4 protein-coding genes and 1 pseudogene are annotated in these 4,327 nt (G+C 65.3%); 1 reads left to right on the top strand and 4 read right to left on the bottom strand.

Features of this window, described 5'->3' with window-relative positions:
• From PHX69_RS15505 to PHX69_RS15490, 4 genes and pseudogenes are all read right to left on the bottom strand, one after another.
• Positions 1 to 98 (bottom strand): annotated as a pseudogene (locus PHX69_RS15505) (DUF350 domain-containing protein); the annotation flags it as partial.
• A gap of 19 nt (positions 99 to 117) precedes the next feature.
• A complete protein-coding gene (locus PHX69_RS15500) occupies positions 118 to 1,641 on the bottom strand; it encodes a DUF4178 domain-containing protein (protein ID WP_288044946.1) in 1,524 nt (507 codons plus the stop codon).
• Positions 1,642 to 1,817: 176 nt separating this feature from the next.
• Positions 1,818 to 2,882 (bottom strand): SPFH domain-containing protein, encoded by a 1,065-nt coding sequence (locus PHX69_RS15495; RefSeq protein ID WP_288044943.1) that lies wholly within the window; start codon positions 2,880 to 2,882, stop codon positions 1,818 to 1,820.
• 182 nt (positions 2,883 to 3,064) lie between these two features.
• Complete coding sequence (locus PHX69_RS15490; protein ID WP_288044941.1) at positions 3,065 to 3,370, bottom strand: flagellar basal body protein; 306 nt, start codon at positions 3,368 to 3,370, stop codon at positions 3,065 to 3,067.
• Between the two features lie 220 nt (positions 3,371 to 3,590).
• Here PHX69_RS15490 and PHX69_RS15485 point away from each other — a divergent pair.
• Positions 3,591 to 4,327, top strand: a 737-nt coding sequence (locus tag PHX69_RS15485) for a c-type cytochrome (protein WP_288044938.1), incomplete at its 3' end; no start/stop codon positions are given.

Raw genomic sequence — 4,327 nt, 5'->3', positions numbered from 1 at the left:
ACGATGACAAAGCACACCCAGAAGATGATGACGCCAATCATGGCGTAGAGGATAGAGCCGAGAAATGCGGCCGGTTTGAGCCATTCGATGCCGATCATGTTTGCTCCTTGAGTGAATTTATTTGTGCCCGCCGCCCGTCGAGAAGCCCCCGAACGAGCCGCCCGAGCTGCGGTAGCTGCCGCCCGAGCCGCCCGAGGAGTCCGAGCACCGGCTTATCAGCAGCACCAGAATCAGCAGGACGACGGCAATGATGATGAGCGTGGCACAGCCCACGCCTTTGCTGGCCACGAAGGGGCCGGGGTCGTCGCGTTGCAGCAGGTCTTGCTGGTCGGTCAGCCCGAAGGCTTTTGCCACGGCGGTGCTGGCCATTTGGTCGCCCGCTGACCAGGTGATCTCGTTGGCGCCTTGCTCCATGCTGAGCAGGCCCTTGGCACTGGCAAAGTCGCGGTTGAAGGTTTTCTGGCCGCGCACCACGGGCCAGTAAAACTCGCCCAGCACGTAGGTGGTTTCGGCCTCGTAGCTGTATTTGAGTTCGTAGGTTTTGCCCAGGTAGGTGGCGCTGCGTCCGTTCTTGGCCAGTGCGGGCGCGCCGGTGGTGGGGCGCACCAAGCTCCAGCCCTCTTCCGAATCCACCAGAAACGCAAAGCCGCGCTTTTGGTTGTAGAGCAGGTATTCGCTCCAGCCAAAGTGCTCGTCGTCGCCGGGCTCTGCGCCCATGCGGTGCTGAAACCCCACCACCTGCCAGTGCACGCCCTGCAACTGGCCTTTGCTGCCCAGCGCAATGACGGGGCGCACGGGCTCGTCCTGCTCGGCAGAGCGCAGTTCTCCGCCCACGCCGCCCTCCAGGCTGATGATGCTGGCACACGACCCGCAGGTGACGCTTTTGGTGCTGGACAGCTGCACCTGCACCGGCGCGCCGCAGTGCGGGCAGTTGAACTGGCGGCCTTTCTCGTCCTTGGCGGACTCGTCTTTCAGGCCCTGCAAGTGCAGGTCTTCCAGCAGCACGGCGCGGCCGCGCTCGACGTGCGGCGGGTCTTGGGTGTAGGTGATGCTGAGCACCTCGCCGCTGCTGCTGCGCAGCTCCACCAGGTCAAACGGCTGGCCCAGCGGTGGCAGTTGCGGCAGCTCGCCCTGGGCGGCAATCAACTGTGCCTGGCCGCTGAAGGCCACGCTGTAGGGCTGGCCGTTGACGGCGGTGGTCATGCCGACGCGAAAGCGCGCCGCTTCGGGCAATTCCCGCCCGGCCGGGCTGGGGCGGGTGAAGACGTAGCTGCCGTTGTCCTCGCCCAGGCTGGCGATGCTGCCGTCGGGCAAAAAGGCCGCCCATTCCGTCCAGACGCCCGCCTCGGTTTTGTATTGCAGGCGCCCGATCAGCGTGAAGGATTGCTCCTGGCCGTCGAGCGTGATGCGCCCGCTGGCCATGAGTTGCAGCGGGCTGTGGTCGTCGAACAGCTCGGCCATCTTGCCGATGCGCGAGAGCACGTCGCCGTTGCGCACCACGGTGCTCTGGCAGTAGCCGCAGACGGCGTGGGTGGATTGCGCGCTTTTGAATTCCACCGGCGCGCCACAGCCGGGGCAGGGCGCACGGTAAAAGCGCTGGGTGGGCGTGGGCGGCGGTGGCGGGGTGGGGTCAGTGGCCATCGGGGGCTGAAGCGGGCTGCGCGGCCAGGGTGGGCGAGGTTTAGAAGTCTTTTTGGCCTCTAGCGCCCGCCAGTTAAGCGCAAGCAGCTATTAAAAAAATAGCGTTCTGGGTGCTGGCAATGGCAACGACCAAGGCGCTGGCGGGCAGGGGTGGGCGGGGGCGCAGCGCGCTGCGGTCAGACCAGTTTTTTCAGCAGCTCGGCTTTTTTGCTGTCGAACTCTTCCTGCGTCAGGATGCCTTTGGCTTTGAGGTCGGCCAGCTTTTCCAGGGTGGACATGACCTCATCGGGCGAGATGCCCACCGGGGCGGCGGGTGCTGCCGGGGTGGCTGCGGCGGCGGGCTGCGCGTGCATGCCGCCCAGGCCCGATTGCAGGTTTTGCGCCAGCAGCTGGCCCATGGCCATGCCTGCGCCCAGGCCCATGGCGTCGCCAGCGATGCTGCCGCCACCGCCCGCCTGCCCGGCCGCAGCGGCAAACTGCGGAATGGCCTGCGCCGTCTGGTACTGCATGAACTTGCCCATGTCGTTGCCGACCATGCCCATGCCGATTTTTTGGTCGAGGATTTTTTGCAGCTCTTCGGGCAGCGACAGGTTTTGCACCGTCAGGGCTTCGAGTTGCAGGCCCAGCTTGGCAAATGCCGGTTGCAGTTCTTTGGCCAGCGCATCGGCAAACATGACCTGGTTGGCCGCCAGATCCAGAAACGGCAGGCCGCTGCCGGCAATGGCGTTGCTGATGTTTTGCAGCACCAGGCCGCGCAACTGGCCATCGAGTTCGGCCACGGTGTAGTGCGCGCGCGTGCCCGAGATTTCGGTGTGGAACAGCTTGGCGTCGGTGATGCGGTAGGCGTAGTTGCCAAAGGCGCGCAGGCGCACGGCGCCAAAGTCTTTGTCGCGGATGGTGATGGGCTGGGGCGTGCCCCATTTCTGGTCGATCTGCTGGCGTGTGCTGAAAAAGTACACATCGCTTTTGAAGGGTGACTCGAACAGCTTGTCCCAGTTCTTCAGGTAGGTCAGCACCGGCAGCGTCTGCGTAGTCAGCTTGTAGGTGCCGGGGCCGAACACGTCGGCCACCTGGCCCTCGTTGACGAACACGGCGATTTGCGATTCGCGCACCACCAGCGAGGCGCCGTTCTGGATTTCCATCTCCGCCATCGGAAAGCGCCACACCAGCGTGCCGTTGGCATCTTCCGTCCATTGCAGGATGTCAATGAACTGTTTCTTGATGAAATCAAAGAGGGCCATGCGTGCTCCCGGTCAGCGCTGAGGGTGGATAGGAGCGGCCATCATAGCGCCCGGTGCGCGCGCTCCAAGGTGCGTTTCAGGGAGGTGTTTTTCGCCTGTGCCGGGCATGTTGGCGCAGCAGGCTGCGGGCGCATCGGGGGCGCTTGTTCGGTGGGGCGTGGGAGGGGCTGGGTCAGTGGGTATCAGGCGCGGGTGTCCAGCAGCGTGCCCAGCATGCGGTCTTGGGTGCTGAGCGTTTTCAGGTTGGCCGCAAAAGCGTAGGTGGCCGACAACTGCTCGACGGCTTCGCGCTCCAGCGCCACGCCCTCGGTGCCCGCGCGCTGCACGCCGGTGGTGGCCACGCCCGCATTGCCGGGCGCGGCCTCCTGGGCCACGCTCTGGCGGCGAAAACCCGGGGTGTTCATATTGGCCACGTTGTGCGCGGAGGCGCCCAGCCTTTGCTGGGCGGCCTGCAAGCCAGATTGGGCGATGGAAGAGATCAATGCCATGTGTGAAAACTCCTGCCCCCACGGGGTTGTGGGCGGGCGCTTGGATTATCCGCCTGCCCTGCCCGTTTGTCTGCCCGCGCCAGGCTGGGCGCAGCGCCTGAGTCCGCACCACGCCTGGTGCAATAGCCCGAAACGGCTACCCTCGTCCCCGAAAAAGGCGCTTGCCCTGGGTGGGTGCGGTTCGTAGCATGGCCCATCACCGGATGGAGAGAGAAAAACCATGAACTTCACACACCACTTTCTGGCCAGCAGCATGGCGCTGCTGTGCGCTGGCGCCGCTGTGGCCCAGGCCCCCGCACCCGTCAACCTGGTGGGCCGTGCTGTGCCCGAGATCGAGAAGCTGCCCGCCGGCCCTTACCGCGAGCTGGTGCAGTACGGCCACGAGCTCACCGTGCGCACTTTTGCCCACATCGGCCCCGAGGTGCAAGACGTGCGCCGCCGCCTGGCGGGCAACAACCTGGCCTGCGCCTCGTGCCACCAGCAAAACGCCACCAAACCGTTTGCCATGCCCTGGAGCGGCGTGTCGGCCACCTTCCCGCAATACCGGGGGCGCGAGGACGACATCAGCACCGTCGAAGAGCGCGTCAACGGCTGCATGGAGCGCAGCATGAGTGGCAAGCCCCTGGCGCTGGACTCGCGCGAAATGAAGGCGTTTGTGACCTACATCTCGTTCCTGTCGCAGGGCATTCCGGTGGGCGCCGAGGTGCAGGGCGCGGGCATGGTGCAAAGCAAGATGCCCAACCGCCGTGCCGATACGGTGGCCGGTGGCAAGGTCTATGAGGCCAAATGCTCGGTGTGCCACGGCGCAGACGGCCAGGGCATGCGCGTGGGCAAGGTGGGCGATGCGCAGGGCTACACCTTTCCGCCGCTGTGGGGCCCCGACAGCTTCAACAACGGTGCGGGCATGAACCGCCTGATCATGGCCACGCGCTTCGTCAAGCACAACATGCCGCTGGG

This window comes from Simplicispira sp. (assembly GCF_028687295.1).
Lineage (GTDB): Bacteria > Pseudomonadota > Gammaproteobacteria > Burkholderiales > Burkholderiaceae_C > Simplicispira > Simplicispira metamorpha.
This window is presented reverse-complemented; position numbering and strand designations above follow the sequence as displayed.